Annotated in this window: 20 protein-coding genes and 4 tRNA genes; 6 read left to right on the top strand and 18 right to left on the bottom strand. The window is 39.8% G+C overall.

Annotated features, from left to right (window positions below; translation table 11 throughout):
* Nucleotides 1–328 precede the first annotated feature (328 nt).
* Genes AB4298_RS03200 through AB4298_RS03210 form a run of 3 tightly spaced genes read left to right on the top strand, consistent with a single transcriptional unit; the run spans nt 329 to nt 5,103 of the window.
* A complete protein-coding gene (locus AB4298_RS03200) occupies nt 329–2,263 on the top strand; it encodes a PrkA family serine protein kinase (RefSeq protein ID WP_248998499.1) in 1,935 nt (644 codons plus the stop codon).
* Nucleotides 2,264–2,311: 48 nt separating this feature from the next.
* A complete protein-coding gene (locus AB4298_RS03205; protein WP_371985730.1) occupies nt 2,312–3,580 on the top strand; it encodes a YeaH/YhbH family protein in 1,269 nt (422 codons plus the stop codon).
* 8 nt (nt 3,581–3,588) lie between these two features.
* On the top strand, nt 3,589–5,103 hold the full coding sequence (locus tag AB4298_RS03210) for a SpoVR family protein (RefSeq protein WP_371985731.1): 1,515 nt from the start codon (nt 3,589–3,591) through the stop codon (nt 5,101–5,103).
* A gap of 71 nt (nt 5,104–5,174) precedes the next feature.
* Here AB4298_RS03210 and rplY read toward each other — a convergent pair whose 3' ends face one another.
* From rplY to AB4298_RS03265, 11 genes are all read right to left on the bottom strand, one after another.
* Complete coding sequence (rplY, locus tag AB4298_RS03215) at nt 5,175–5,462, bottom strand: 50S ribosomal protein L25 (RefSeq protein WP_202722036.1); 288 nt, start codon at nt 5,460–5,462, stop codon at nt 5,175–5,177.
* 150 nt (nt 5,463–5,612) lie between these two features.
* Complete coding sequence (gene mepK / locus AB4298_RS03220) at nt 5,613–6,161, bottom strand: peptidoglycan L,D-endopeptidase MepK (protein ID WP_527251181.1); 549 nt, start codon at nt 6,159–6,161, stop codon at nt 5,613–5,615.
* Between the two features lie 96 nt (nt 6,162–6,257).
* Nucleotides 6,258–7,652 carry a L,D-transpeptidase family protein gene (locus AB4298_RS03225; protein WP_371985732.1) on the bottom strand — a complete coding sequence of 465 codons (1,395 nt, stop codon included), beginning with the start codon at nt 7,650–7,652 and terminating at the stop codon, nt 6,258–6,260.
* A 139-nt stretch (nt 7,653–7,791) separates the two neighbouring features.
* Nucleotides 7,792–8,361, bottom strand: coding sequence for a prepilin-type N-terminal cleavage/methylation domain-containing protein (locus AB4298_RS03230; RefSeq protein WP_371985733.1), 570 nt, complete (start codon nt 8,359–8,361; stop codon nt 7,792–7,794).
* A gap of 525 nt (nt 8,362–8,886) precedes the next feature.
* Nucleotides 8,887–8,972 (bottom strand) — tRNA-Leu (locus AB4298_RS03235).
* 80 nt (nt 8,973–9,052) lie between these two features.
* Nucleotides 9,053–9,126, bottom strand: a tRNA-Cys gene (locus tag AB4298_RS03240).
* A gap of 11 nt (nt 9,127–9,137) precedes the next feature.
* Nucleotides 9,138–9,213, bottom strand: a tRNA-Gly gene (locus AB4298_RS03245).
* 151 nt (nt 9,214–9,364) lie between these two features.
* Nucleotides 9,365–9,913 (bottom strand): CDP-diacylglycerol--glycerol-3-phosphate 3-phosphatidyltransferase, encoded by a 549-nt coding sequence (pgsA, locus tag AB4298_RS03250; RefSeq protein ID WP_248998493.1) that lies wholly within the window; start codon nt 9,911–9,913, stop codon nt 9,365–9,367.
* Nucleotides 9,914–9,960: 47 nt separating this feature from the next.
* A complete protein-coding gene (uvrC, locus tag AB4298_RS03255) occupies nt 9,961–11,790 on the bottom strand; it encodes an excinuclease ABC subunit UvrC (RefSeq protein ID WP_248998492.1) in 1,830 nt (609 codons plus the stop codon).
* Nucleotides 11,791–11,808: 18 nt separating this feature from the next.
* The gene (uvrY, locus tag AB4298_RS03260; protein ID WP_248948097.1) at nt 11,809–12,453 is read right to left on the bottom strand and encodes a UvrY/SirA/GacA family response regulator transcription factor; all 645 of its coding nucleotides are present in this window, start codon (nt 12,451–12,453) and stop codon (nt 11,809–11,811) included.
* Nucleotides 12,454–12,660: 207 nt separating this feature from the next.
* Nucleotides 12,661–12,751: transfer RNA gene (locus AB4298_RS03265), tRNA-Ser, on the bottom strand.
* 233 nt (nt 12,752–12,984) lie between these two features.
* On the opposite strand from AB4298_RS03265, the gene AB4298_RS03270 reads away from it, so the two are divergent.
* Together AB4298_RS03270 and fabA are read left to right on the top strand one after the other, a co-directional pair.
* Nucleotides 12,985–14,694, top strand: a complete 1,710-nt coding sequence (locus AB4298_RS03270) for a S16 family serine protease (protein WP_371985734.1) — start codon at nt 12,985–12,987, stop codon at nt 14,692–14,694.
* 67 nt (nt 14,695–14,761) lie between these two features.
* A complete protein-coding gene (fabA, locus tag AB4298_RS03275) occupies nt 14,762–15,277 on the top strand; it encodes a bifunctional 3-hydroxydecanoyl-ACP dehydratase/trans-2-decenoyl-ACP isomerase (RefSeq protein ID WP_220781851.1) in 516 nt (171 codons plus the stop codon).
* A 104-nt stretch (nt 15,278–15,381) separates the two neighbouring features.
* Here the strand turns inward: fabA and rmf are convergent, their stop codons facing one another.
* The 5 genes from rmf to rlmKL all read right to left on the bottom strand — a co-directional run bounded on the left by rmf (nt 15,382) and on the right by rlmKL (nt 21,939).
* Complete coding sequence (gene rmf / locus AB4298_RS03280; RefSeq protein WP_220781850.1) at nt 15,382–15,558, bottom strand: ribosome modulation factor; 177 nt, start codon at nt 15,556–15,558, stop codon at nt 15,382–15,384.
* Nucleotides 15,559–15,749: 191 nt separating this feature from the next.
* Nucleotides 15,750–17,627, bottom strand: coding sequence for a DUF3466 family protein (locus AB4298_RS03285; RefSeq protein WP_248998490.1), 1,878 nt, complete (start codon nt 17,625–17,627; stop codon nt 15,750–15,752).
* Nucleotides 17,628–17,656: 29 nt separating this feature from the next.
* Nucleotides 17,657–19,576, bottom strand: a complete 1,920-nt coding sequence (locus AB4298_RS03290; RefSeq protein WP_248998489.1) for an ABC transporter ATP-binding protein — start codon at nt 19,574–19,576, stop codon at nt 17,657–17,659.
* A 1-nt stretch (nt 19,577) separates the two neighbouring features.
* Nucleotides 19,578–19,814 carry a glutaredoxin family protein gene (locus AB4298_RS03295; protein ID WP_248998488.1) on the bottom strand — a complete coding sequence of 79 codons (237 nt, stop codon included), beginning with the start codon at nt 19,812–19,814 and terminating at the stop codon, nt 19,578–19,580.
* Nucleotides 19,804–21,939 (bottom strand): bifunctional 23S rRNA (guanine(2069)-N(7))-methyltransferase RlmK/23S rRNA (guanine(2445)-N(2))-methyltransferase RlmL, encoded by a 2,136-nt coding sequence (gene rlmKL, locus AB4298_RS03300; protein ID WP_371985735.1) that lies wholly within the window; start codon nt 21,937–21,939, stop codon nt 19,804–19,806. Before rlmKL ends, AB4298_RS03295 begins: the two co-directional genes overlap by 11 nt.
* Nucleotides 21,940–22,342: 403 nt before the next feature.
* On the opposite strand from rlmKL, the gene AB4298_RS03305 reads away from it, so the two are divergent.
* A complete protein-coding gene (locus AB4298_RS03305; protein WP_371985736.1) occupies nt 22,343–22,948 on the top strand; it encodes a peptidylprolyl isomerase in 606 nt (201 codons plus the stop codon).
* Nucleotides 22,949–23,398: 450 nt separating this feature from the next.
* On the opposite strand, the gene AB4298_RS03310 is transcribed toward AB4298_RS03305, so the two are convergent.
* A complete protein-coding gene (locus AB4298_RS03310; protein WP_371985737.1) occupies nt 23,399–23,935 on the bottom strand; it encodes a cell division protein ZapC in 537 nt (178 codons plus the stop codon).
* Nucleotides 23,936–24,109: 174 nt separating this feature from the next.
* On the bottom strand, nt 24,110–25,129 hold the full coding sequence (gene pyrD / locus AB4298_RS03315; protein ID WP_371985738.1) for a quinone-dependent dihydroorotate dehydrogenase: 1,020 nt from the start codon (nt 25,127–25,129) through the stop codon (nt 24,110–24,112).
* Between the last annotated feature and the right edge of the window lie 54 nt (nt 25,130–25,183).

Consider the following 25,183-nt stretch of genomic DNA (forward strand, 5'->3'; position numbering starts at 1 on the left):
CTTTCTGCTTTCTGCTTTCTAGATAGTATTTTAAGCAGCTTCCAGCTGTCATTAATTTCCCTTACGCCAAAAAGCACTCGGTATCGATTCTTGAAACAGTTTATTTTTAGAAGAATAAAAATGACTCGGGAAACCAACATCTATAGCGCTTGCTCATTTTTGTTTGATTTTAAAAATATCAACTGCAACTATTGCAAATGCAACTATTTCTCTTTGTTTTTATTTACTTTTTTACTACAGAGGTCTCATTTTACGACTAAGATTAAAGATAGGAGGTAAAGAATATTTATCTCTAATCTTATCATTTGTGCGTTTCAGGGGGCCGGTTATGAGTATATTTGAGCATTACCAACAGCGCTATGAGAAAAAACTAGACGAAGAGTATTCGTTAGAAGACTTTTTGAAAATCTGTAAGCAAGACCGCAGTGCCTATGCATCTGCAGCAGAGCGACTATTAACGGCCATTGGCGAGCCAGAAGTCATTGATACCTCCAAGGATCCGGTTTTAAGCCGACTGTTTTCAAATCGGCTAATTTCACGATATCCAGCATTTAAAGATTTTTACGGCATGGAGGAAGCCATTGAACAAATCGTGGCTTACCTTAAACATTCAGCTCAAGGCTTAGAAGAGTCTAAACAGATCTTGTATTTACTTGGACCTGTCGGTGGTGGTAAATCATCTCTTGCGGAGAAGCTAAAAGCCTTGATGCAAGATGTTCCAGTATATGTATTAACCGCGGACGGTGTCCGAAGCCCTGTTAATGATCACCCTTTCTGTTTATTTAATTTAGATGAAGACGGCGACATTCTTAAGCAAGAATACAATATTCCTGACCGCTATCTGAAAACAATCATGTCACCTTGGGCTGTAAAACGCTTACACGAGTTTGGCGGTGATATTTCTAAGTTTAAAGTCGTTAAAGTTTATCCTTCTATTCTTGATCAATTAGCTATCGCTAAAACCGAACCTGGAGATGAAAATAATCAGGACATTTCATCACTTGTAGGTAAAGTAGATATTCGTCAGCTAGAGCATTATGCACAACACGATGCCGACGCCTATTCATATTCAGGTGCATTATGTCGTGCTAACCAAGGCATGATGGAGTTTGTGGAGATGTTTAAAGCACCTATTAAGGTGTTACACCCTCTACTAACAGCAACTCAGGAAGGTAATTACAACGGTACAGAAGGCTTATCTGCACTGCCTTTTAGTGGGATCATTCTAGCTCACTCCAACGAGTCAGAGTGGACCACATTCAGAAACAATAAAACTAATGAAGCTTTCTTAGACAGGGTTTACATTGTAAAAGTACCTTATTGCCTAAGAATTTCAGAAGAAGTTCGTATTTACGAAAAACTACTCAGCAACTCTGAACTCGCCAATACCCCGTGTGCTCCTGGTACGCTTGAAACCTTGGCACAATTTACTGTTTTATCAAGAGTTGTAGCGCCTGAAAACTCATCAATTTATTCAAAAATGCGAGTCTACGATGGTGAGAGTTTGAAAGATACCGATCCTAAAGCTAAGTCTTATCAGGAGTATCGTGACTATGCTGGTGTCGATGAAGGCATGTTGGGGCTATCTACCCGTTTTGCCTTTAAGATCTTGTCGCGGGTATTTAATTTCGACCATACCGAAATTGCCGCTAACCCGGTTCACCTATTCTATGTATTAGAGCGTCAAATCGAGCAAGAACAATTCCCAACAGAAATGGCTGAGCGCTACTTAGAGTTTTTAAAAGGTTACCTCATTCCAAAGTATGTTGAGTTTATTGGTAAAGAGATCCAAACCGCTTATTTAGAGTCTTACTCAGAATATGGTCAGAATATTTTTGATAGGTACGTCACCTATGCTGATTTCTGGATTCAGGATCAAGAATATAGAGATCCTGAAACAGGCCAGCTATTTGATAGAGCAGCATTGAATGCAGAGCTAGAAAAAATAGAAAAGCCAGCAGGAATAAGCAATCCAAAGGATTTTAGAAATGAAATTGTTAACTTTGTGCTTCGCGCACGTGCTAACAACGAAGGCATGAATCCGCTATGGACAAGCTATGAAAAACTTAGAACGGTAATTGAGAAAAAGATGTTTTCAAATACCGAAGATCTATTACCTGTGATTTCTTTCAATGGCAAGACCTCAACAGATGATCAACGTAAACACGATGACTTTGTGAATCGAATGATGGAAAAAGGCTACACCCAAAAACAAGTAAGACTGCTTTCAGAGTGGTACTTGAGAGTAAGAAAGTCTTCTTAAAAAGCCCAAGGGGGAGCTTGCTCCCCCCCATTTGGCTAGGAGGTGCGCATGACAAGTTTTATTGATAGAAGGCTTAATGCTAAAGGTAAAAGTACCGTTAATAGACAACGCTTTATTAATCGTTATAAAAAGCAAATTAAAAAAGCTGTTAGCGATGCAGTTACACGTCGTAGTGTTACGGACGTCGATAAAGGCGAAAAAATTAGTATCCCAACACGTGACATTAGTGAACCCACTTTTCACCAAGGAAGTGGTGGAGTAAGAGAAAGAGTTCATCCCGGCAATGATAAATTTGCTCGAGGCGATCAAATAGAGCGTCCACCGTCGGGTCAGGGGCAAGGTGCAGGTCAAGGAGAGGCCTCTGATTCCGGCGAAGGCCAAGATGACTTTGTATTTGAGATCTCAAAAGATGAATATTTAGAGCTGTTATTTGAAGATCTTGAGCTACCTAACCTACAAAATAACCGTTTAAACAAACTTGTTGAATATCAAGTATATCGAGCAGGTTTTACCAACGACGGAGTGCCTGCCAATATCAATATCGTGCGATCACTACGTTCGTCACTTGCCCGCAGAACGGCAATGACTTCAACCAAAAAAAACAAGTTATCTCAATTAGAGAATGAACTTGACCAACTGGAAAATAAACCCGGTTCTGATGCTGAACGAATCATGGCGTTAAAAGCTGAAATAATCGATCTTAAACAGCGGATTAAAAAAGTTCCTTTTATCGATACATTCGATTTACGCTATAACAATTATGCAAAACGTGAAGTACCATCTAGCCAAGCGGTTATGTTTTGTTTGATGGACGTATCCGGCTCTATGGATCAGGCCACAAAAGACATGGCAAAACGTTTTTACATTCTATTGTATCTATTTTTAACTCGTACCTATAAAAACTTAGATGTTGTGTACATTCGTCATCACACCCAGGCAAAAGAAGTAGATGAACATGAATTCTTCTATTCGCAAGAAACAGGTGGCACCATAGTTTCGAGTGCTTTGAAACTAATGCACGAGATCCAGCAAAAACGTTACCCAGAAAATGAGTGGAATATCTATGCAGCCCAAGCTTCTGATGGTGATAATTGGGCAGACGACTCCCCTTCTTGCCATGAACTACTGGAGAAGAAGCTATTGCCAGTCGTTCGCTACTTCAGCTACATAGAGATCACTAACCGCGCTCATCAAACACTATGGCGAGAGTATGAAGATCTGCAAAAGTCTCATGACAACATCGCAGTACAACATATAAAACAGGCTGAAGATATATATCCTGTATTTAGAGAACTATTTAAAAAGCAGGCTGTTTAGGAGGCGCTATGGATACTCCAAATAAAAGAACACCACTAGACGATGGCCCAGATTGGAACTTCGATCTACTACAAACCTACTTAACCGAAATTGAGCGAGTTGCAGGGATCTATCGTTTAGATGCCTACCCAAATCAAATTGAAGTTATTACTGCCGAACAAATGATGGATGCTTATGCAGGAATAGGCATGCCGATTGGCTACACACACTGGTCGTTTGGTAAAAGGTTTATTGAAACTGAGCAAGGCTATAAGCGTGGACAAATGGGTTTAGCTTACGAAATTGTTATTAACTCCGATCCGTGTATCGCCTATTTAATGGAAGAAAATACTATTACGATGCAAGCCTTAGTCATGGCCCATGCTAGCTTTGGTCATAATAGTTTCTTTAAAGGTAACTACCTTTTTAAAACTTGGACTGATGCCAGTTCTATAATCGATTACTTAGTGTTTGCTAGAAACTACATCAGTGAATGTGAAGAGCTATATGGAATTGAGAAAGTTGAAAGCATTATTGACTCCTGTCATGCATTAATGAGTTATGGTGTTGACCGTTATAAGCGCCCTAGCGAAATATCATTCAAAGAAGAAAAGATGCGCCAGAAAGATAGAGAGGCTTATTTGCAAAGCCAAGTAAATGAGCTTTGGCGCACGATTCCTGATTCACCGCAAGAGGAAGCTAAGCAGGAAAAAGTGAACTTTCCTGCTGAACCACAAGAAAATATTCTCTATTTCATTGAAAAAAACGCGCCACTTTTGGAACCTTGGCAACGTGAAATAGTTAGAATTGTCCGCAAGATGGGGCAGTACTTTTATCCACAAAAACAAACTCAAGTTATGAATGAGGGCTGGGCTACCTTTTGGCACTACACCATTTTAAACCACCTCTACGATGAAGGCTTAGTTACTGACCGGTTTATGTTGGAGTTTTTACAAAGCCACACTAACGTGGTTGCTCAGCCAAGCTATAACAGCCCTTATTACAGTGGCATAAATCCCTATGCTTTGGGGTTTAATATGTTTGTCGATATTCGTCGGATTTGCGAAAACCCTACCGAAGAGGATAAAGAGTGGTTTCCAGAAATCGCAGGTAGTGATTGGTTAACGACCCTGCACTTCGCTATGGAAAACTTCAAAGATGAAAGCTTTATTAGCCAATATCTATCGCCAAATATTATTAGGCAATTTAAGCTTTTCTCTATTCTTGATGATGATAGAAGAAACCATATTAGCGTTTCAGCAATCCACGATGACGCTGGATATAAAGAGATCAGAGAAAAACTGTCGCAGCAGTATAACCTATCCAACTTGGAACCTAACATTCAGGTTCAAAATGTAGAAGTCAGTGGCGATCGCTCGATAACATTACGCTATATACCTAACTCAAGGATCCCCCTAGCTGATACTTGCCATCAAGTCGTTAAACACCTGCATCGTTTGTGGGGCTTCGATGTCAAACTAGAACTCTATGATGACGGCAACACAAGCCTAATAGCAGCTTGCCCTGAAAAAAATGAAGAATAACAGCCAATATTGGTACCATTGAGCCATAAAAAAAGCGCCTTATTAGGCGCTTTTTATCAAATCAGCTTAGATTAAGCGAATTTGAAGTCAACGTGTTCGATCATTGGCTTGAACGCATGGCGTTGCATGTCTTGAACGCGAACTTTAACGTCTTTACCTTCTAGAGCGATAGTTAGCTCAGAAGTGTAGAAATCTTGGTTCTCTTGAATGTTGATGATATCTTTGTGTTCAAAAACAATAGAGATAGCTTCTTTACCTGGACCGTAGATAACACCAGGAACTTTCTTAGCGTGACGTAGGCGGCGGCTCGAACCTTTCCCGATTTCTGTACGAACTTGTGCAGCGATAGTATAAGACATAGTAAACTCACTTAATAAAAATAATAATATAATAAAGTCACGATTTTCGACCAACCATGACTTTGTTTAAAGCGGGCGGATTCTAACACAGAATATTTATACGTACAAAGTATATGACGCGCGATTTGGATATATTAATGGATAAAATTACTACCAATTTCTTACAGGTCCAGTATCTATGTGAATAAAGCCAGAATTTGGATAATAACCAACTCCACCAAGCTTCAATTCAATCGCCGCTTCACGAATTTGTGCAAGTTTAACTCCGGGTAACGCTAAATCTAATGCCATCCCTTTCATGTGATAGCTCTTCTTCGCCACACCATTACTTTTTTTAGCAAGCATAGCATTGGTCTTTGGTGAGCGGTAACCGGAAATAATATGCAACTCATCTTCAAAACTCAAAGACTCTGTTAGCTGAAAAGCAAAATCAAACAGTCTTTTATCCATTGGCGCAGATTCATTTAGTCGGTGATCTCTAAGCACCTGACTAAAATCCGTCAGAATTTCATTTTGATAATCACCATCAATCCAGTAGCTTCCATGCCCACGTTCACCTGTATGACGATTATAGAAACCTAAGCTTCTAACTCCTTTCGTTGAACGACTTGCTTGGGCTTTTGAAGGCAACATTGAAAACATTGCTACACCACCTAAGCCTAATAATAAATGTCTACGCGAGCTACATACTACTGACACACATCCACCACTGACTACTTTTCCAACAACTGGCAGGCAAATTAACCTGTAGAAAAACAGAAATCAAGCAATCATGCTAAATTAGCAGTATCTGCTTTATAAGTCGTTGATTTGAGCACTGACGGGGGGGGAAGCATTTGGTTTGGTGTTCATTTGGTAGATATCATTTCTAAACTGAGCTTGATTAGACTCATCTAACCAAGCTGTCCAATAAACTAAGTGCACATTGAGTTTTGAATTGAGTGCAAACCACTGGGTACGTTTTCGATCTCTATGTCTATCAACCCAGGTTTGCTTATCTTTTACTAAATTCGCTGCCATCCAATTGGCTAAACCTTCAACATTTTCAACACGAATACAACCAGAAGACAAGGCTCTATTACTAAGTTGAAATAGCTTAGGATCGACGGTGTCATGCAGGTACACACTGTGATCATTTGGAAAATAGAACTTATAGCGCCCTAAAGTATTATTTACTCCAGGCCTTTGTACAAACCGGAAGGGAAACGGCCCTTTAGCCAAATCACTCCATTGTTCGGCGGTTCTTAATACTTGATTATCGTCTCTATCGTAGACGTCAAAGTTACGCTCATTGATGTAGTTACCGTCTTTTCTAACTTGAGGTAACAAGTCGTTGTATAGAATCTTTTTAGGCACTCGCCAGCTAGGGTTTATCACTACATTCGATATTGCACTACTCAATAATGGAGTTGGGCGATAAGGTTTACCAACAATGACCCTAGAGGCAAGCTCTACACGACCATTATTAAATAGCTCCATTTCAAATGCAGGGATATTGATAACTAAAAAACGGTGCGAACGTTGAGCCATAAACTCTGCGCGCTCAATATAGTTATTAGCTAACATCGAAGCTCTTTGTTTGGGTGTTACGTTTAACCACTTTATCGTTTCAGGCCCGATGACTGCATCGGGCTGTAGACCATGTCGACGCTGAAAACGTTTTAAAGAAGTTGCGGTTGAAGGATCTAACTGATTAGTGCTCTTTGCTGAGCTATTCGAATCGCCCAACAGCCATAATCGTTTAACGATCGATGGAATTGCGGGGTCGCTCATCCCTGGCCTAATCAACTTAGAGATACTGATAGGTTGCCACCAGTCTTGCTCTGCTAACCACTGTAAGTGACGGATACGATTTTGAATATGCAAATATCCATCCAGCTGCGGCTCAAGTGCCATAGCTCTTATAAACGGATCGGCTGATTGGCTCACAGCTCCATTTCTAATGGGTAAATTACGTTGGCTCCAAAAATCAGCAATTTGCATTTCAATTTGCTTTAACTGAGTTTGAGAAAGCTGACTTTTTAACAATTTGGTCTTGTATCGCTCAAATTGCTCATCTTGATCAACCAAAGCAATTAAGGACACCTGTTGATACAGCATATTTTGAGCACGTGTAAGCCGCTCATCAGCATGGCTTGTAAAGCAAATAGATATCAAACCTAACCAGCATATCATACTACCAAATCGCATTTTGCCTCCCTTCAATATTGCTATTTTAAGTATGGCAAACAATTGTGTTTTGTATATGACGGCTTAAAAATTTAGGTAAGCAAATTTTTCGAAGAACTAAATAACAAGCTTCTTAAATTAATAAGCTTATACAATTAATTTAAAAACTAAGAGCACTTTGACCAATGCTAGTCTGGCCTGTTGCCGGGTAATACTTTAATTGCCAATTATCGGCTCCTTGGCTCCTATCATCAGCAATATAGTTATAATAACAATATGTATCTGAGTCACTTAGATCACCACCTGAATACCAATAAATAATATCATCCCCTTTATCAAACGTGTTATTACCGTGGCTTTCTAGGTTGTAATCATCGTTTTTAAGCAGTCCTTGCCAGATCTCTTTGCAAAACGCACCTTGAAGACGAGTACCATTCTGACTAGTAGACGTATCAATCCCTAAAGGATACCCTGTGACAGAAGAATCTAAATCCCCCTCTCCATAACAAGCTAAATCCATTTCATAGCCACTCTTTCCTGATGTTAGCCAGCAACTATGGTAAAGCTTAACCGCTGAACTAAAACTACCAAATGCACTTTTGATAGATGCGTCATGTGCATCGTCACTTAAGTTTATAAATTTAGGTACCGCAGTAACCGCCAAAATTCCCAGAACAATGATCACAACGACCAATTCAACCAGAGTGAACCCCTTAGCTTGTTTATTCATACTACACCCAACTTATATCCAATAAATAACATGGTAACGTTAAGTCAAACCTCAACTTTCCCTGCTCATTATTGTATTAAATTTATGCATAAATAGATAAAGTTGTAGTCTTTATCATCATTGAAATTTTATCAATTGCATTTATGCGAAGTTTCCTAATGACCCACAGGTAAACAAATGTAGAACAGATACAAAGCATAAAACAATCTGAAAGTTGCTGTTTAAGCATAGACTTTCTAATACGAGTCTGCGCCTGACATGCACTGCCGCGCGTTACTTTTTAAGAGTACAAGGAATTTATTGCTCAGATTAAACGCATTAGTCCATTCGCGCCTTATAGAAACAAAAAAATGGTGCGGAGGCCTTAACAAGGCTACCCGTGGCTAAACTTGAATTGGCACGCGTTACTTTGTGAAGAGTTCGAGGGAATTTTTGCTATGCGTAAATAGTGAGATTATTATGGCACTAAATTTTAGACGTAAAAAAACCAGCTCTAGGCTGGTTTTATCACTCTTCAATAGAAGATGGTACCCGTGGCCAGACTTGAACTGGCACGCTTATTCAGCGAGGGATTTTAAATCCCTTGTGTCTACCGATTCCACCACACGGGCAAACTCTTTGATTTTGATGATACGTATTGTCGGTACCAATACTGTTTCAATTTTCAGGAAACTCACCAAATTCTTATTTATGGAGGCGCGACCCGGAGTCGAACCGAGATCGACGGATTTGCAATCCGCAGCATAGCCATTCTGCCATCGCGCCATACTTTAAATTGGAGCGACATATCGGGTTCGAACCGATGACCTATACCTTGGCAAGGTATCGCTCTACCAACTGAGCTAATGTCGCATTTCAATTTAAACCGTAATCAAGCTAGTGCTTAGTATGCTCTCCTTGACTACGAGATGGCATTCTACCGATTAATTACCAAGAGTCAACGCTATAATTATCGATAAAAGACCGTTTGACCACTTATTGATCTCTTCGGTGTTTTAACACTCTATTCAGCCGTCAGATCTTTCCACGCGGCCAAAATATAGCTCATCATCGACCATAAAGTAAGAACTGCCGCAACATAAAACAGTGCGTAGGCGACATTTGTCAGAAATTCATTTGGTTGCCAAATTAACCCAGTAATAGCCACCATTTGCGCTGCCGTTTTATATTTACCAATCCATGAAACAGCAACAGCTCCTCTTTTACCAATTTCAGCCATCCATTCGCGTAATGCTGAAATCACAATCTCGCGGCCAATCATAATTAATGCTGGCAACGTCAGCCAAATGTTGCTGTACTCAGAAATCAATAACACTAAGGCAGTCGTTACCATGATCTTATCTGCAACGGGATCTAGAAACGCACCGAAACGAGTCGACTGCTTTAATTTTCGTGCAGCATAACCATCTAGCGCATCAGTTACCGCTGCTAACCAAAAAACAAATGCCGAAGCAAAAGGAGACCAGGGTTCAGGTATATAAAAAAGCACAACAAAAACAGGTAACAGTAATAACCTGAAAAGTGTTAACGCAATAGGAATGTTAAACGGCATTGTAGGACCTATTAGTCAAAAGCAGCGCCAATCTTGCCTTAATTTTGTTACCCTCGCAATGCATCATGTATCGTTTGTGCCATTTCTAGGCTAATACCGGGTACTTTTACCAATTCAGAGACACTTGCACCTTTGACTTCTTGTAAACCACCAAGATATTGCAGTAATGCTTTGCGCCTTTTCGGACCCACACCAGCAATAGATTCCAACGTTGATGTGTTACGAGTTTTTTGGCGTTTATTTCTATGTCCTGTTATTGCGAATCGATGGGACTCGTCGCGAATATGCTGAATAAGATGTAAAGCACCTGAATCTGCAGGTAAAGTGAATGACTCTTCGTTCTCACCATAAATCAATGTTTCTAGTCCAGGCTTTCGCCCTTCCCCTTTTGCAACGCCAATCAATGTCGGAGCGTTATCTAGTGCTACGAACTTTTCATCAACCACCTTTTGCGCAATTCTCAACTGGCCAATACCACCGTCAATAAACAAAATATCGGGAACTTTTCCTTTATCAGTCACTTTGTCAAAGCGTCGACTGATGGCTTGTTTCATTGCAGCGTAATCATCTCCTCCGGTGATCCCTGTAATATTATAACGACGATAGTCAGCTTTACTTGGCCCCTCTCTATTAAATACGACACAAGATGCAACTGTACTCTCCCCCATAGTATGGCTAATATCAAAACATTCCATACGCTGGATCTTGTTACTTGCTTCAATAGCTTCTTCTAATAACAAGAAACGCTGCTCAACAGTATTCTTATGTGATAAACGTGTATTAACTGCATTAGTCGCGTTGGTTAGAGCTAAGCGTAGAAAACTGGCGCGCTCACCTCTAACTTGAGTTTTTATCTCAACTTTCTTGTTCTGTGCCGTTTGTATCGCAGCAGCTAGCTCTTGCTGTTCTGCAAATACTTCACTGATTAGAATTTCTTTGGGTGTTAGACGTTGACTATCCGAGTTCAAATAAAACTGCAACATAAATGCTCGTAAAACTTCGGTGACTTCGGTATTGACCGGTACTTTAGGGTAATAACTGCGGCTACCAAATATTTTACCTTCCCGAATAAACAGTAGATGGAAGCAAGCCACTCCAGAAGCATAATAAGCACCGATCACATCCATATCTCCAGAGGCATTGGATACTTCCTGCTGCTCAGACACTCGACGTAAAGCGGTTATTTGATCACGATATAAAGCAGCTTGTTCATAAGCCATGTCGGTTGCAGCTTGCTCCATTTTTTCAACAAGGACCGACATCACTTGACTATTTTTACCTTTTAAAAATAATGATGCTAACCTAACTTGCTCCTGATAATCCTCGTTACTCACTAGATCCACGCAAGGCGCACAGCAACGACCAATTTGATATTGTAAGCAGGGGCGAGAACGAGATTTATAATAAAGATCATCACATTGCCGAATAGGAAAGAGCTTTTGCATAAGGTGCAAGCTTTCCCTAACCGCACCACCATTAGGATATGGACCGAAATATTGGCCTTTATCTCGTTTTGGGCCACGATGATATGCTAACCGAGGATGTTTGTGACTGCTTAGTAGGATATATGGATAAGACTTATCATCTCTAAGCAATACATTGTATTTAGGCATGTACTGCTTGATGTAATCATTTTCTAGAATTAATGCGTCAGTTTCACTATGTGTCACCGTGACATCAATATTAGCAATATGAGACACAAGTGCCTGAGTTTTTACATTACCAAGATTTTTACGAAAGTAAGAAGAAAGCCGCTTTTTCAAATCTTTTGCTTTTCCTACATAAATAACCACACTCTTGGCGTCATACATACGGTATACGCCAGGAGAAGATGTGACTGTTTTTAGGAAATTTTCGGCATTAAATTGCTCAGGCATAAAAGATGTCGATTTTGATTAAAATTGTCCCGTATCAAGCATTTTATATCTAATCGCCAAACGAGTCAGCTCAACATCTCCACCGATCCCCAATTTAGCAAATAATCGATAGCGATAGCTGTTTACCGTTTTTGGACTCAAATTGAGTTGTTCAGAGATCTCACTGACCTTTTCACCATTAGTAATCATCAACATGATCTGCAACTCACGCTCAGACAGTGTTTTGAACGGATTCTCTTCTGATTGATTAAACTGGCTTAGTGCCATTTGCTGCGCGATTTCTGGAGATAGATAACGTTGGCCGTGTGCAACTTGGCGAATAGCTTGTAATACTTCAGGGGAAGTTGCGCCTTTAGTTAAATAACCAGAGGCCCCTGCCTGCATAACTTTAGTAGGGAATGGATCTTCTGTATGAATTGTTAACACGATGATTTTGGCATGAGCTTGAAAGCGCAGGATCTTACGCGTAGCTTCCAACCCTCCAATCCCTGGCATATTCATGTCCATTAAAATGACATCGGCTTCATTTTTACGGCACCACTGTACTGCCGTTTCACCGTCACCGGCTTCACCCACGACCTTAATGCCACGCTCGTCTTCAAGGATCCGTCGAATACCGGTTCTGACTAGCTCATGGTCATCAACTAAATATACAGAGATCAAAGTTGCCTTACCTTTTAATGCTTAATTCAACCTCATAAAGTGAAGTTAGAATCAATAATGTTATAAAGGTTAATTTATCGCAAAAAAAGGGATTAAGAAAGATAAATTTGTCTGAAATCAACGAGATTGACTAGAGTTAATACTTTTCAAAATCATTGACTTAGCTAAAAAAGCAAAAAGGCAGCCATAGGCTGCCTTTTCTAAATGTGGCGGAGAGATAGGGATTTGAACCCTAGATGGGCTATAAACCCATGCCGGTTTTCAAGACCGGTGCATTCGACCACTCTGCCATCTCTCCGAGCGATGTAAATACTATGGTTTTTCTCTTATGAAGTAAACCTATTTACCTTAAAAATACCGGTAAATACATAACGACGCTCAATAAGCACACAATTTGGCGGAGGTTTAAACGAAAAACAGCTGATACTAATTATTATGCACCCGCTTTTACATCAGTTATATAACGTTATCTATCAAAGGCAATTAAAAAATGTGCTAGTATCGTGCTACTAAAAATTGCCATACACTTATATGAACTCAAACGTTATTCCTGCTTCAGCGCTTATTCCTCGTTTTACTCTTCCAGCTAAACAGGTTATTACATCTAGTGCAAAAGCAGACTTGCTCGCTCAAGTCCGGACTATTGATGCATTTAATTTACTATGCGCCACAGAAAACCAGCACATGTATTTGGCCGAGTATTTTGGCTGCAATCGTAAACGTATCATTGAGTCATTAGTTAAAAATCACGGCCAATTTATAGCGCAAAGTTTGATATTAGATCAACAAGGGCAAACCCATTGGCAAGCAACGACAAATGTCGGCGACACAGTACTTACCAACAAAACACTTAGCCATGGATATTTATCTGGAGCAATTCGCAAATCAGACTTAATTGGTCAATACGATCCTAGTAGCAAAAACTATACAGCTGGATTACTTGCGAGCTGTCATTTGCTGTTTATTTGCGCTGACTCATTGTGGAAGCGCGAAACCTTATGGGATCTGCTCCTCGACATCCTCGATAAGCAAGCATATCAGGCTCACTCAAAACTACCGCTAATCCCGCTAAAATGTAAAATCATCCTGATTGGTTCAAGCCATCAATATGGCAGTTGCTGGTTGGGAGAACCGAGCTTTTCACGTCACTTCCCATTGCTGGGTGAGCTGATTAACGAAATGGATTTATCTGAGCACTCAGTATTGGATTATTGCCACTGGTTAGCAGGGATACTTAACCATATCAAAGTAGAGCTCGACGACGGAGCCTTAACTCTGTTATTACAATTTAGCGCGAAACTTGCAGATCACCAGCAACGCTTAAGTTTAATGAGTACCAATATAGAACATTTGTTAGCTCAAGCTAAAGCATATGGCCAAAGCGAAAAAATATCTGAGCAAACCCTCGCTCACAGTATCAACATGGTAAATCAACGTCATAATGCATCAGAGAGACTATCTGAACAGAATTTTGATGATTTATTTATCAATCTGCCCACTCAGGACGAAATGGTTGGCCAGATAAATGGGTTAACCGTTATTGAAAATGCGGAGTTTAGCTATGGCGAACCAGCACGTATAACCGCTTCCGTCCACTATGGAGACGGTGAAGTTGCCGATATTGAACGCAAATCTGAGTTAGGTGGCAATATTCATGCAAAAGGCATGATGATTTTATCTGCGTGCCTTTACCGTATTTTTGGTAAAGATGCCCCTCTGCATTTAAATGCAAATATTGTATTTGAACAATCTTACCAAGAGATTGACGGAGATAGTGCTTCTTTGGCTGAATATTGCTGTTTAATATCAGCGATTTCAGAAAAACCAATTAACCAAAGCCTTGCCGCTACAGGGGCCATAGACCAATTTGGAAATGTACAGGCTATTGGTGGCGTAAACGAAAAAATCGAAGGTTTCTTTAAACTCTGTAAACGTCGTGGATTAACGGGTCATCAGGGCGTCATAATTCCCTGCTCTAATATGCAGCAGCTAAACCTGCATCAAGATGTTATCGATGCTGTAGATGCTGGATTATTTACGTTGTACCAAGTTAAACATATCGATGAAGCAGTAGAGATTTTAATGCAAACACCCGCTGGTAGCCCAGATGAGGATAATCAATTTCCAGATGAATCTCTTTATGGTTTAGTGCAATCACGCTTGGAAAGCCTTGCTGGTTATCAAGACGAAGAACGTAGCCTTTTTGCGAGATTAGTCGATAAATTAAGATTTTCTAGCTGATCGGAGTTGTTTAGCGTACACGTGTTCGCTAACCTTGGCAGCTCAAATTGCTGGAGTATAAAAAATAATGAGTTACGCAAACAGTTTTACTAAAGAAGACCTTGTTGCCTGTGGACTTGGCAAATTATTCGAACCTAATTCTCCGAGATTGCCGAAAGACAATATGTTGATGATCGACCGCGTATTAAAAATTAATGCTGACGGTGGTGAGTTTGGTAAAGGTGAAATTGTTGCAGAGCTAGATATTAACCCAGACCTATGGTTTTTTGACTGTCACTTTGCTGGCGATCCTGTAATGCCAGGTTGTTTAGGCTTAGATGCTATGTGGCAACTTGTTGGATTCTTTCTTGGCTGGGAAGGCGCATTAGGCAAAGGTCGTGCGCTTGGTGTTGGTGAAGTAAAGTTTACCGGTCAAGTCTTACCTGAAGCTAAAAAAGTCACGTACAAACTTACAATTAAGCGTAAAGTATATCGTAAATTGGTTATGGGCATTGCCGATGCGACAATGGAAGTTGACGGCCGTGAAATCTACAGCGCTAAAGATCTTAAAGTCGGGATTTTTACCGATACCACCAGCTTTTAGCCGCTAAAAATATAATAAAATGCCCTCTGTATTAGAGGGCAAAAATGCTGCTTTTAACAATTCCGTGATAAAAATACAAAATTAATCAAAGTAGGTGAAAAGTGTTATTTATTAAATAATCCACTCACTCGCCCATCAATGCCTTCACGCCACCCGCCAAGCCACTGTGATTTAGAATCAAGTGTCGAATATGGACAAATCTCCTTCGAACGGCCGCCAATTCCAGCTTGAAAACCTTTAGAAAAAGCTCTATCTAATCGATCTCTTTTCTGTCTTTTCATGCAAGCATCCTCTCTTCAATAACCAAAAGAAGCTATCGCTTCACCTCCATTGATAAAGCTTTTTTGAACAGAGATCAATCACAAAAAACTGACTTTAGCATGCTTATTTTTTAAGCTATTGAGAATTATTACAAATTTAATTCAAAAAAAATCGAGACTATTTGCCTCGATTTTTTAAGTTATTGTGCTAGTTATTTAATACGACGTCTAAACCACAATAATGGCAATGCTAAAAGCCATGCAAAGCTCGCTGCGCCCTTGCGTTCATAGTTTTCATCAGTATCGTCATCATCAACAACGGTACAAGCTTCAGCACCTGATGTACTATTAGGCTGCAGAATAACCATTCTCGGTAAGTATGAAGTAACCGGATCGCCATTACCATTTAGCTGAAAGAATGGTTTACCATCATCACCTATCACCAAGTTACCATCGTCATCAAATTTATAAGATGGCTTACGGATGAACGCTGTACCCACAATCGTACCATCTTCATTAATGCTATTTGCTTCAACAACTAAGATGTCACTTTTATAGGTTAGAGTTTTGCCGTCACCGTCAGTCACTTCAACTAGGTTTCTTTCCCAATTACCTTTGTCATTTTGCTTATAGCCTTTAGACTCACACGTTAGTAAGTCATTTAGATTACTAAACTCATCTTTAGGCAAATCATAAAGGAAACCCGCTTTTGGACGTGGCTTTTCTTTATCATGTGTCGTCTCAATATAACCGACAACTTGGCCCAGATTGTTAATATCACGGCCACGACTACTTAAGTCAGACAAATTATCGTAAAAGTCATTAGGAGTAACGAGTGGTGTTTCTGGACTTTTAGTATCAAAATAGAAAAACTTATCACGGCGATAGCCATTGATATACTTATTGTAACTGCCGACTAGAATACCGTTATCATTAATATCATAAGCAATTGATGAATATACATCTCGAGCTTCATCAACATCTACCCAGTTGTATTTATACTCACCAGTAGCAGCATCTTTAGTCCAATATGCAGCATCGTAATAAAGTCTATCTTTATCATTATCTCGATAAACATAAGAACGACCGGCAACTTGACCTTCGTTGTTAATGCCTAAGCCTTGTGCGCTAAAAACTGAATCATTGGTAACTTCAAGACCAAGCGGTAGCATTGTTGCCGTAACCGCTCCTGCATCATATTGCCAAACGTAACCACGGATCTGATATTGAACGTCACTATAGCCATATTGGTTGGGAAACTGTAAATCTTGAATACAGATATTTTGAGGTTTAGTTTCGCTATTATTACTTACACAAGAGTCGATTTTACCGGCACTATTTTCACTAATATCGGTACTGGCATAACCTGTGATTAAACCATTATTATTGACTGATGCGGCGCTAGAAAAACCACCAACGGTAATTGTTTGCTCTTCTGACTCACCTTCTTTATAAACATATTGTGAGTAAGGCGGAAGCAACGCAACCTCGGCATCACTACCTGACTTAACAAAGCCACGCTGTTCATATTCGCGGTAGTACCAGAAATCTTGATCTTCTCGGTCACCCACATAAGGAAGCGTTTGTTCCTTACCTGTCATGGCACCGACTTTAAGCCCACTATCATTAATGTCATAGAAAAAAGTATCGACGGAGTTAACAGCCGATTCATCTTCTGGGAAGGTTGGTGCAGTGGTTCCATTTACACTTTCAAATGTTGGGACCCACGCGTTACCAATAGAGTTAAAGGTGTAATTGTTGGCAATAATTGGAAGATTGACCGAATAAGTAATCGTTTCGGAATCAGCTACGCCATCTTCAATATCAATAACGCCATCGTCTTCTTCAGAAACGGTCAGTTTCTTTTTACCCTTTGCAGCACCAACGGCTTCATTACTGCTGTTAACAGCCATACCATAGCCATTTCGAGTGTTATCTATGGTGCCATTTAAATCATAATCGCCGTTTTGTACATCAGGATAATTATCAATATTGATAATCTCATAAACAGGCGCTGCATGAACGCCTTGAAGTACACTTAAAACACCAACAGCTACTAACGATAGGGCTTTATCCAACTTAAACTTCATTAACTCGCTTCCTATTTATTATTTTTAGCTTACTTCAATGATTCGAGCTCTTCCCATCGCTCAAAGCAACTCTCAAGCTGACTCTCCTTATCGGACAACGCTTTTAAGTTTTCATTCACTATTTTTTGTTCCTGAGCGTAAAAATCAGCAGAACTGACAATAGTCTGTAATTGTTCAAGCTCTTGCTCTAGCTGCTCCATTAGCGCTGGTAGAGACTCTAGTTCTCTTTGCAATTTATAAGAAAGCTTCTTTTCAACTTTCTTTTCAATTGGCTTAGCTACGGGTTTAGCTTCTACAACTGGAGCTTCGACCATCTTATCGCCTTGAGGTTCCTCAGAATAAAAACGAGCACCTTGAGCTACAGCGTCTTGGTAACCACCAACGTATTCGCTCCAGCCACCATTACCAGTAAACCACCAGCTACTTGTTACTGTGTTATCAATAAAGGCACGATCGTGACTAACAAGCAATAAAGTACCTTTATATTCTGCGAGTAACGACTCTAACAACTCTAATGTCTCAATATCAAGGTCGTTTGTTGGTTCGTCGAGAATAATAAGGTTGGCAGGCCTTAGCAATAAGCGCGCAAGCAATAAACGGTTCTTTTCACCACCAGATAATGCTTTTACAGGTGTACGAGCACGCATTGGCGAGAACAAGAAGTCTTGCAAGTAACTTAAAATATGACGGTCTTGACCGTTAATAGTAACGGTTTTCTTCCCTTCACCTACGTTATCTTCGACCGTTTTTTCTGGATCTAGCGCTTCGCGATACTGGTCAAAGTAAGCAATTTCAAGCTTAGTACCAACTTTTACATGACCTGATTGAGCTTCAAGCTGACCAATAAGTAATTTAACTAATGTTGATTTACCACAACCGTTAGGACCAATCAGTGCAATACGGTCACCACGAATAACAGTTGAACTGAAATTCTTAACCAAATTCTTTTCAGGTAGGTTGTATTCAAGATTTTCGATATCGAAGACCAATTTACCTGATCGCTCTGTATCAGCAACTGCCATTTTGGCGCCGCCCTGACGATTAAGACGGGCCATACGTTCAACACGTAGATCTTTTAGAGCACGAACACGCCCTTCATTACGAGTACGACGAGCCTTAACTCCTTGGCGGATCCAAGCTTCTTCTTCTGCCAATTTTTTATCAAAATGGGCATTCTGCTCGGCTTCAACACGCAACCACTCCGCTTTTCCATCTAGATATGTTTGATAATTACCAGGCCAAGAAGTCACTACGCCACGATCTAAATCAACAATTCTTGTTGCCATGCGTTGAATAAAGCCACGGTCGTGACTGACAAACACAATAGCGCCGCGGTAACTCAATAAGAACTGCTCTAACCATTCAATTGTATCGATGTCTAAATGGTTTGTTGGCTCATCAAGAAGCAATAAGTCAGGATCACTCACCAAAGAACGTGCTAACGCTACTTTACGCTGCCAACCACCCGATAACTCAGATAGTGGAGCATCTGCATCTAAACCAAGTAACTCACAGTTTTGACTAATTCTATTGTCTAGCTGCCAACCGTTTAAATGGTCGATGTCTTCTTGCAGACGTTCCATTTGTTTTAGCATACGCTCCATATCATCTGCAGAGGCTGTCGCTAAATCATGAGAAAGCTGATGATAACGTTCTAATTTTTCACCAACATCTTTTAGGCCTGCTGCAATATACGCATACACAGTGCCTTTTTCTGCTTTTGGTGGGTCTTGTTGTAAACGGCTAACTTTGACGTCAGTTGCGATGTTAAACTCGCCTTCATCAAGCAGAACATCACCACTTAGCACTTTCATTAAACTAGACTTACCAGCGCCATTACGGCCCACAATACAAACACGCTCACCTGGTTCAATTGTAAAATCGGCGTTTTGCAATAATGGGGTGTAACCGTAGGCTAAAGAGCCGTTATTAATACGTACGAGACTCAACTTACGCTCCTAAAAATCTGACTAATGCTTCGAGATCAAACGGCCAACCTAGCTCTTTTTCAGTATTAGCTATTTTGACCACAGGAATACGAATACCGTATTGCTCTGCTAGGGTAAGATCATCACAAATATCTACCATGCTATAAGCAACATTCGCTTGCTCAAGCAGCTCAGCCGCAAGCTCACACAAATGGCAAGCATCTGTGTGAAACAATACGACAGAGGTATTACTTGGCATGAGTAATCAACCAAGTGTTATGAATATGTGGATTGCGCTTGTAATCTAAAGGCAATGTTTGATTATCAATATTTTTAACAACCATTCCTTGCGCTTCAAGCTGCTCAACTTCCATCTTAAACTTACGTTTATTGTTAGAGAAAATGATCTCTCCACCTGGATTTAGTAGCTTAAATACATCACTCAACATATCTACGTGATCACGTAACACATCGAATGAATCTTCCATACGCTTAGAGTTTGAGAAGGTTGGCGGATCAATAAAAATCAGATCAAACCTATCATGAGTGCGCTTCATCCACTGTAAGCAGTTAGCTTGAACGAATTGATACTTATCGCTATTTAAACCATTTAACGCAAAGTTCTCTTTTGCCCAATCGATATAAGTATTTGACATATCAACGGTTGTTACCGATGTCGCTCCGCCTAATGCCGCATGTACTGATGCAGAACCTGTGTATGAGAACAAGTTACAGACACTACGACCTTTTGACTTTTCACCCACTAACTTACGCGTTAAACGGTGATCTAAGAACAAACCAGTATCTAAATACTCTTTAAGGTTTAACTTAAACTTTGCACCATATTCAGTTGTGATGAGCTCAAGTTTGCTCGCAGCCAATTTCTCATACTGATTTGTCCCCTTTTTACGCTCGCGGGTTTTTAAAATAATATGATTTGGATCGATACCAATTGCACTAGGTAAAGAGATCAACACGTCGGTAAGACGACGTTTAGTCACGGCTTCAGGTATTTGAGAAGGCGCTGAATATTCCTGAATAACTACGTAATCAAGATACTTATCAACAGCAACGTTATACTCAGGTAAGTCAGCATCATATAAACGGTAGCTATCTACACCTTCTTTCTTCGCCCACTTCTCTAATTGTTTGAAATTCTTTTTAATACGGTTAGCAAACGGAACTGCGATATCGCTAACATCACCTTCTATCTTAATATTCGAAGGATCAACACGACGAGTATTTTCAGCATGAACAGTATATAGATTAAACGCACACTCTAACGCGCCGTTATTCATCTTCATCTGCTTGTCAGCCTTAAGTTTCAGTGCCGATAACAGCTCTACATCACTATTTAAAATAGCAATGCTCCAGCCGCCAAATTCAGCCTTAAACTTATCACCTAACTGATAATAAAGTTGCAGTAATGAGGTTACATTACCTAAACGCTCGCCGTATGGCGGGTTAGAGATCAAAAAACCTGACTCAACTGGCGCTTCAATATTCAGTGCATTACAAACATTGAAATCAATCAATTCTAATACGCCAGCATTCTCTGCATTGCGCTTAGCTAAAGCAACTAAACGAGAGTCAATGTCTGAACCGAAGAATTTAATTTCACAACGAGTCTTACCGATAGACGCACGGGCACGGGCTTCATTTAAAAGCTCTTCCCACACTTTTTTGTTGTGCGGTAACCAGTGGTCAAAACCATAACGTTCGCGGTGAATACCTGGCGCCATATCACAAGCCATCATAGCGGCTTCAATCAAAATTGTGCCACTACCACAGAAAGGATCAAGTAAATCAACTTTCTCTGCTTGCCAGCCACTACGTACTAGCATATTCGCTGCTAAGTTTTCTTTAAGTGGAGCTTCACCGGTCGTAGAACGATAGCCACGCTTGTGCAGCGCTGGGCCAGAGAAATTAAAACCAATAGTTATTTCGCCGCGTCTAAAATGTGCATCGATTCTAAAATCAGCGTCAACTCTTTCTACATTTGGACGACTAAAGTCATCATCACGAAAGCGGTCAACGATTGCATCTTTAATTTTTAATGCACCAAATTGAGTGTTTTTAATAAAACCACCCAAGCCATGGAAGTCGATGCTAAACGTGCTGCGATTAGAAAACTGCATCTGCCAGTCAATACCATAAGTCGCATTATACAACTGCTCAGGAGACTCACATGGACCTTTATAAATGACAAAAATGATTCTGCTCGCCAAGCGCGACCAAAGCGTAATACGATATCCCAGCTCTAAAGAAGCAGAAAAATAAACACCAGCAACGCTCTCTTTAATTTCAGAAGCGCCAAGCTCTGCTAGTTCAAGTGATAACGCGTATTCATAGCCCCGAGGAGCTGCAGCAAAAAAATTTAACATTGATTAGTCGACACACAGTAAAAATTAGTTGGACATTATACCTGTAAGCGCTACTAAATGATAAAAGTTATTAGCTAAAGCAAGATTTAATCGCTGCAATCAGCGAGTAGTATTGTCTGAAAACTTAAATCTATCGTTTCTATCGCCTCAATATTTTCGCTATCGACCATTTTATATACTCTTTGTTGTTTTCAGTTCGCCCCTTATATACGACAAATTGCATACGTCACACTTAAATGTACTCGGGCGGGTTAAACAACAAAAGCTAATTGCTACAGTTTGTTACTATTGATATTGCTTTATTGATCAACGACAAAAAATCGATAAAAATCACCACCACATGAAGGTAACAATAAAAACATCTATGCAACACTGGTTGCTGATATTTATAGTGAGTAGATTAATGAACAAACTTGTACCCGTTTTTCTTTGCCTAGGCTTAACGGCATGTGGCGGTAGTAACGATGATTCAAATAGCACCGTGACTCCTCCACCACTAGTACCACCAAGTCTTAAAGCAGATGTGTGTTATCAAATGTCTACAAGTATGGGGAATATTACACTTGCAATCGATCTCACCAATGTTCCCTTAACAGGTAATAATTTTATAGATTATGTCGAGAGTGACTTTTACAACGGAACGCTATTTCACCGAAGTGTTAATAACTTTGTTGTGCAAGGCGGCGGTTACACTTCAGGGTTAGTTGCCAAGCTAGGAAATGCACCCATAGTTAATGAAGCGAATATAGGGCTAAGTAACAAGCGCGGCACCATAGCAATGGCACGAACCAGTGCTCCGGACTCTGCAACGTCGCAGTTTTTTATCAATATACTCGATAATCCACAACTTGATGCATCAAGTTCTAACCATGGTTATGCCGTTTTCGGTGAAGTGACTTCAGGCATGGAAGTTGTAGACCAAATAAGCGTCGTTAGCACCAATAGCAGTGATGTCCCTTTGACTGAGATTTTAATTAGTTCTATGACGGAAACTAACTGCTCTAATTAACCTTAAATGGACGCTATAAAAAGCATAGTACATGGCGTCCATCTTATCGTTAACTGATCAATAAAAATTTGCCACCCTAAAAACGATTAGCCTTTACCTAAAAAATAGTATGAGATATTCGTTATAAGACATCAAAATTAAGCAGGAAGAACTTCAACACCAAGTACGGATATGATCATCAATGCAATATTTAAGCATATAAAATTTTTAGCGGAGGTAGTTAACTTAGCATCATAGCTAATTTTAAATTAACAATATAAAGTCAGTATAGGGGGGAGTAGCCAATTCATCCTTTCGGGAATGAAGATATTAATCAAGATTTAACAATGCACTTTAAATAAAAATTAGACTAAACAGAGTCGCTCCTCTAGCCTATATAACTTTCATTCTGAAGGCATAAAAATGAAGAGCTAGTTACTGGGCTAACGAATTAAATACCCTCGAAAAAATTTAAGCGGCATTAACTTGACGTAAAGACGGAGATAATGGTGCTAGCCTATCATGCATAACTTTAATCGTTTCAAATTGCAGTAACGATTTAGACTCAGTTAAACGACACTCTGCTGACATAATCATCATTAACGAGGCTTGCAACCCCGACTCTATCACCATAGCCAAGACAGTATGCTCATTAGTGGTTAGCTGAAATAACTTACCAACTTCGCTATAAACACACTGATGTGACACATTAAAGAACCAAGATTTTGGCATCTGAGGTTTTAATAAAAAATGAGCAGCGGTAGCGTTAAGCGCTATTTGCACCAAGAGCGCATCATTTAAAGATAAGGACTTTGATAAACGGTCAACCAAATCAATATAAAATTTAGCGTGTTCAACGCTAAACTCTGTTGTTTTTTTGGCATCAGGTATTAGAGACTTAAATTTATAAGGTGATAAGAACTCCATATCATCCCCTAACGAAACACTGAGTACTTGGTGTGTTTCATTATAGCCCCATTGCCAATCCCTTTTTGGCATTAATAACATAACGTTTACCTTTATTTAGATACAATTGGATAATAGATGATTATTTCATCAATATCAAAATAAATTTTATTCGAAATGAAATGTATTTGTTAAATAAAAAACGATCATCCCGATCTAAAATAGATCTGAATGATCGTTTTACGATCTAATAAACAATATTAGATCTAAATACCTTTATTTAATTCGATATGCTTCAACGATATCTTTAATTAACTGAGGTCCTTGATAAATAAAACCAGTATAAATTTGAAGCATTTCTGCACCAGCGTTTAATTTATCTAAAGCATCTTCAGCAGAGTTAATACCACCTACACCAATAATCGGCAACTTACCTTTTAGACAGTCTGCTAGTTGTTTAATCACTACAGTAGACAATGAATTCAATGGTTTACCACTCAATCCGCCCGCTTCATTAGCATTTAGCAATCCACTTACTCCGTCGCGAGTCAGTGTTGTATTAGTTGCAATCGCCGCATCAAAGTTGCTTTTAATCAGCGCTTCTGCAATCTTTTCAATCTCTTCACCTGATAAATCAGGTGCAATTTTCAAAGCAATTGGTACATATTTACCATGTTTTTCAGCAAGCTCTGTTTGTTTTTGCTTAAGAGAACCAAGAAGATCGTCTAGTAGATCTCCGTATTGAAGCGATCTAAGACCTGGGGTGTTAGGCGATGAAATGTTAACAGCAATATAAGCCGCATATTGATAAACCTTATCCATACAAATAAGGTAATCTTCTTTGCCCTGCTCTACTGGCGTATCTTTATTCTTACCAATATTCACACCAACCATAGCATTTGTTTTAACAGCTTTTAGGTTTTCAACAAGGTTATCGACGCCTTTATTGTTAAAGCCCATGCGATTAATAATTGCTTTTGCGGGTTTGAGTCTAAAACATCGAGGTTGTTCATTACCAGGCTGTGGACGCGGTGTTACTGTACCGACTTCAATATGGCCAAAACCCATAGCATGAAATGCGTCGATACACTCACCGTCTTTATCCATCCCAGCAGCAAGGCCTACAGGGTTTGGAAATGTCAGTCCCATCATAGTAACGGGAGCTGGCTTAATATTTTGCGCATAAAAGCAATTTAGAGGCGAATTACCAGTAGATTTTAAACTGCTCATAGCAAAATTATGCGCTAGTTCTGGATCCATCTGAAACATGAACTTTTGTGCGATTTTATAAAACATGCTTTCTCCTAGACCGAAAAAAGCCCCGGCATTTGCCAGGGCTTCTGATTTATA

Source organism: Shewanella sp. 10N.261.52.F9, from assembly GCF_041471165.1.
GTDB lineage: Bacteria > Pseudomonadota > Gammaproteobacteria > Enterobacterales > Shewanellaceae > Shewanella > Shewanella marinintestina.

What these genes read in the sequence shown, in the direction of transcription:
- AB4298_RS03200 (WP_248998499.1), top strand. Translation starts at nt 329, where the DNA reads ATGAGTATATTTGAGCATTACCAACAGCGCTATGAGAAAAAACTAGAC.
- AB4298_RS03205 (WP_371985730.1), top strand. Translation starts at nt 2,312, where the DNA reads ATGACAAGTTTTATTGATAGAAGGCTTAATGCTAAAGGTAAAAGTACC.
- AB4298_RS03210 (WP_371985731.1), top strand. Translation starts at nt 3,589, where the DNA reads ATGGATACTCCAAATAAAAGAACACCACTAGACGATGGCCCAGATTGG.
- rplY (WP_202722036.1), bottom strand. Translation starts at nt 5,462, where the DNA reads ATGTCTTATACTATCGCTGCACAAGTTCGTACAGAAATCGGGAAAGGT.
- AB4298_RS03225 (WP_371985732.1), bottom strand. Translation starts at nt 7,652, where the DNA reads ATGCGATTTGGTAGTATGATATGCTGGTTAGGTTTGATATCTATTTGC.
- AB4298_RS03230 (WP_371985733.1), bottom strand. Translation starts at nt 8,361, where the DNA reads ATGAATAAACAAGCTAAGGGGTTCACTCTGGTTGAATTGGTCGTTGTG.
- pgsA (WP_248998493.1), bottom strand. Translation starts at nt 9,913, where the DNA reads ATGCCGTTTAACATTCCTATTGCGTTAACACTTTTCAGGTTATTACTG.
- uvrC (WP_248998492.1), bottom strand. Translation starts at nt 11,790, where the DNA reads ATGCCTGAGCAATTTAATGCCGAAAATTTCCTAAAAACAGTCACATCT.
- AB4298_RS03270 (WP_371985734.1), top strand. Translation starts at nt 12,985, where the DNA reads ATGAACTCAAACGTTATTCCTGCTTCAGCGCTTATTCCTCGTTTTACT.
- fabA (WP_220781851.1), top strand. Translation starts at nt 14,762, where the DNA reads ATGAGTTACGCAAACAGTTTTACTAAAGAAGACCTTGTTGCCTGTGGA.
- rmf (WP_220781850.1), bottom strand. Translation starts at nt 15,558, where the DNA reads ATGAAAAGACAGAAAAGAGATCGATTAGATAGAGCTTTTTCTAAAGGT.
- AB4298_RS03285 (WP_248998490.1), bottom strand. Translation starts at nt 17,627, where the DNA reads ATGAAGTTTAAGTTGGATAAAGCCCTATCGTTAGTAGCTGTTGGTGTT.
- AB4298_RS03295 (WP_248998488.1), bottom strand. Translation starts at nt 19,814, where the DNA reads ATGCCAAGTAATACCTCTGTCGTATTGTTTCACACAGATGCTTGCCAT.
- rlmKL (WP_371985735.1), bottom strand. Translation starts at nt 21,939, where the DNA reads ATGTTAAATTTTTTTGCTGCAGCTCCTCGGGGCTATGAATACGCGTTA.
- AB4298_RS03305 (WP_371985736.1), top strand. Translation starts at nt 22,343, where the DNA reads ATGAACAAACTTGTACCCGTTTTTCTTTGCCTAGGCTTAACGGCATGT.
- AB4298_RS03310 (WP_371985737.1), bottom strand. Translation starts at nt 23,935, where the DNA reads ATGTTATTAATGCCAAAAAGGGATTGGCAATGGGGCTATAATGAAACA.
- pyrD (WP_371985738.1), bottom strand. Translation starts at nt 25,129, where the DNA reads ATGTTTTATAAAATCGCACAAAAGTTCATGTTTCAGATGGATCCAGAA.